Source organism: Anaerosacchariphilus polymeriproducens (assembly GCF_003363435.1).
GTDB classification, from domain to species: Bacteria; Bacillota; Clostridia; order Lachnospirales; family Lachnospiraceae; genus Anaerosacchariphilus; species Anaerosacchariphilus polymeriproducens.
In genome coordinates this window covers 1-3,621 of sequence record NZ_QRCT01000008.1, presented here as the reverse complement: position 1 = coordinate 3,621, position 3,621 = coordinate 1, and the positions used below count along the sequence as shown (strand labels likewise).

The 3,621-nt window shown below is 35.5% G+C and carries 7 protein-coding genes; all 7 read right to left on the bottom strand.

What is annotated here, in order from left to right; all coding sequences use genetic code 11:
• Positions 1-49 precede the first annotated feature (49 nt).
• Positions 50-724: a DNA cytosine methyltransferase gene (locus DWV06_RS01250; protein ID WP_115480370.1), complete on the bottom strand. Its 675-nt coding sequence runs from the start codon at positions 722-724 to the stop codon at positions 50-52.
• Between the two features lie 84 nt (positions 725-808).
• On the bottom strand, positions 809-1,075 hold the full coding sequence (locus DWV06_RS01245; RefSeq protein ID WP_115480369.1) for a hypothetical protein: 267 nt from the start codon (positions 1,073-1,075) through the stop codon (positions 809-811).
• 23 nt (positions 1,076-1,098) lie between these two features.
• Positions 1,099-1,245 carry a hypothetical protein gene (locus tag DWV06_RS18300; RefSeq protein ID WP_155522613.1) on the bottom strand — a complete coding sequence of 49 codons (147 nt, stop codon included), beginning with the start codon at positions 1,243-1,245 and terminating at the stop codon, positions 1,099-1,101.
• A 5-nt stretch (positions 1,246-1,250) separates the two neighbouring features.
• Positions 1,251-1,523 carry a hypothetical protein gene (locus tag DWV06_RS01240; RefSeq protein WP_115480368.1) on the bottom strand — a complete coding sequence of 91 codons (273 nt, stop codon included), beginning with the start codon at positions 1,521-1,523 and terminating at the stop codon, positions 1,251-1,253.
• An 81-nt stretch (positions 1,524-1,604) separates the two neighbouring features.
• Entirely contained in the window at positions 1,605-2,162 is a 558-nt protein-coding gene (locus DWV06_RS01235) for a replicative helicase loader/inhibitor (protein ID WP_115480367.1), read from the bottom strand.
• Positions 2,163-2,174: 12 nt separating this feature from the next.
• Entirely contained in the window at positions 2,175-3,035 is an 861-nt protein-coding gene (locus tag DWV06_RS01230) for a phage replisome organizer N-terminal domain-containing protein (RefSeq protein WP_115480366.1), read from the bottom strand.
• Between the two features lie 173 nt (positions 3,036-3,208).
• Complete coding sequence (locus DWV06_RS01225) at positions 3,209-3,511, bottom strand: hypothetical protein (RefSeq protein ID WP_115480365.1); 303 nt, start codon at positions 3,509-3,511, stop codon at positions 3,209-3,211.
• Positions 3,512-3,621 lie beyond the last annotated feature (110 nt).

Sequence of the window (3,621 nt, the reverse complement as noted above, 5' to 3'; positions counted from 1 at the left end):
TGCTCTAAACTTTATCTCTCTCATTTTCACTCACTCCTTGAATATCCGTTTATTCCGCTTTTCCTGCCCATTGTTCTGCCATTGCCTTTGCTATCCCAGGGAAGGTTTTGCTTCTATTTTTCGCTCTGTCGGTTGTAAACATCCCTCTGTGCTTCTCGTCATGTTTTTTCGAATAAGACCCTGATGGGCACCACGTTCTTTCTGGCTCCACTATTTTTGTAGATATCAAATCGGGTAAACCTTTGAGCCATAACTGTGTACGCTTTGTATACGGGTGTCCAAATTGATAAGGTTGTATTACCTGAGATTTATCTGGCAATTCATATATTTTGCTTGCTGTTGGATTCTCAATTGCTATTCTTTCACAATCAGCATTATAAAACTTCATAAAAAACTTTTTTGCTTCTAGTCCTTTTTGATACCGTTCTTGATTAAGTTCATGATTTTTCCACAAATGTCTTGCCCCCGCGTTCGTAAGATATGTACACGGCGGAAAAGCTATAATCATATCCCATTTCCATATAGAAACCGTATCATGGTATGTTCCGTCAGTCGTATAAAAATAACATTTACCATTAATTAATGATGCCACATCTTGTTGTATATGCCATTCTGTATGCCCTCCGCTGCATGGTTCTATGTCACAACTATAAGCTTCATGACCTAATTTCCTTAACTCTATTGTTACTGCTTGACTTTCTTCGCAAGCTACTAATATTTTCATTTTTGTACTTAGAGTAAAATGCATTTTATCGGTCGACCAAAACCTCTTTACTCCTTTCCGTTTTTAATTAACTAAATATCCATTTTAATTTCCATCCACATACGAGAATACTGTATTACAAACAGGGCATTTATACTCAACTTCAAATTGATAATCATAAAAACCACCTTGTTGCCACAGTATATTGCCCAATACAATATCCTCGTCAGCGTCTATTGAATCCCACCCACATTTAGGGCATTGATAATTGTAATATTTCTGTCTATATTTATCTTTCTTATTCCAATAACTGACGTGACAAAACTGTCTATGATAATTTCTAATAATCTTCTTTTTCTGTCTTTTATTCAATTCAGTATCCCACCCTTTCTTAACTAAATATCGATTTTAAGATAAAAAGGCTTTTCCTTGAATTTTTCTAGTGCCTTTATATCACATTGTTTAGACATTTCGTCTTTTGTCAGTTTTTCTTTAATGTTTCTGTTTAGCCTGTCTATTTTCTGTTCTTTTTTATCTTTCATTTTCTTTATCTCCTCGCATATTTATGCATTGAATCCCATTGTTTGAGCACCTGCGCATTTTTGTATATTTCGTCCCATTCGTCAAGTACTGCTTGAGGTATCCTCCTTTGTGGTCTATATATTTCGCTAGGCTTCAAGATGTAACCTTTTGAGCATATCCTTTCGCCTGTCGCCCACATTCTGATTGATTTAAGGCTATAACCTAATAAGTTGACTAATTCTCTCGCCCCTTTATTTTCATACAGCATTTTGCCATCTTTCCAAACATCTATTTTCATTTTTCAACCATTCCTCTCCTGTTTTCTTCCTTACATCTGGGACAAATATAAAGCTCCGTTCCTCTTTTGGTTTTTATAGTGTCATATCTTGCAGTCTCTTTTCCGCATATGGAGCATACTTTCATTTTCTCCAACTCCTATCTGTGCTTTTTTGCTTTGCTCTAGTTGCACTTGTAAATTCTTCGGTAATACATCCATCTTTTTCTTTCGCTCTTGTATTTGCTCGTAAATCATTCTAAAGTTCGCCCTATCCGCTGTTACATTCTCGCTTACACAAAGATTCTTGTATCCTAACCGCTTGACTACTTGTTGTGTTATCTCGTCCATTTCCTCATATGCTTCATCTTCTCTGTACATCCCCTTGAATCTTATTGCATCCTCTAATTGTTTCCAGCCCTTGCCCCAATCGTCTATTTCTCCTTCGCTTACCAATGAGCACTTTTCTCTTAAGTCTGCAATTGTTGGAGGGTACTTATTTGTGCTTATATGTATCTTTAATGCGTTTAAGCAAGTATCATAATCTAAGTCAGCTAACATGGTGTACCAAACACTCTTAGATTGATCGTCGGGCATTAAGTTTGCGCTTGGATAACTTGCCTTTATTGCACTTGATATTGTCGCAAATTGTACATAATCCATGTTATAAACCTCCTAAAATCCAAAATCTTGACTTCCGTTTTCTTTTTCTTCTACCCATTTGCGCATATCCTCGTAAAAGTCAGTTGTGCTTTGCTTTTTGTTATGTCCTGTTTTATTTGTCTGTTTTTGTTCATAATTTCCATCAAGTACTTTTGCCATATTTGAATCTTTTATCAACCAATCAAATGTAGCCATCCAATTGCGATTATTTCCGCCTTTCAAAAAGTCACTTGATTCAGCTAATTCAAACAACCTTTGAAAATCTCCAATCGTATATGTGTTTAATCTTGCTTTTATTGATTTCTTTCTGGTATCTGATAGTTTCGTAAGCCTAGGGAACGACACGCAAGTGTTGTTATACATATCAGCTATCTGCTGATAATTGTTTTTGGTTTTTTCTCTCTCGGACTCTCTCTCTATATCTGTCTCTATCTCTATATCTATCTCTTTCTCTATCTCTATCTCTGTGTTACATTTTGTTTCATTGGTGTTACATTGTAACGCTTTTTTCTTGTTTTCCCTTGATTTACGCACTCTTTTAGCTATGTCAGTTTCTGAACCAATGGCAATCGGAACTTCTGTTAACAAATACTCTGATTCGGTTAACATTTCAATCAATCCGCAATTTTGTAAAAATATCAAAGTGGCTTGTACATTTTCTGGTTCTTCGTCTATTTCCAATGCCATTTCTTCATAAAAATTACTTTCTACACCTTCATAATACAAGCGTCCTTCATCTTGTAAGCTTAACAATTGCAATTTTAAATATATGATCGTGTAAATGTCTCCACCAGCTATTTTCCTAAGTTTTTTCATTTGTCTACTAGTGAAAAAATCATTTTTCAATTTGAGCCAATAGTACTTTTTAGCCATTCAATCACCCTCTTTCTTACGGTCTTAAATATGGGTTACTTGGCTTCGCTCTACCACTCAAAACTAATGGGTGACATATACAGTAACCATAGATACTTTTTTCTTTGTCTATCTCAATAAATCCTGTGTCTTGGCAATGTTTGCATTTATATACTTTTTTGTTTAATATATATTCACTCATGCCATTTCAAACCTCCTGTAATCTTTTCTAACAACATTTCCGCTACATTTAAACTTGTCCTTATGCTTTTCTCCCTTTTTCGCTCTTGTAAGACATAAGCAAGTAGTAAGGAATCATCTTTTGCGTTTGGGATAAAATAGCCGTTACCATTTGACAAGTTGATAATAACTGTCCTTTCTCTGGCTTCTTGGATTTCCCTTCTTACTTCTCTATCGCTCATTCCTGTGGCATTAACTAAATATTCCCTTGTGACAGCGTTCTCTCTGCCTTCTGGTATGTAATCTAAAATATTCAACTTAACTCACTCCCTTTGTATATTTTCATCCAATCATCAAGTGTCATTGTTACCAACCATTCACAGCGGTCTTTCCTGTGAAATACTGTCGGCATATCTCCGTTCTTGGC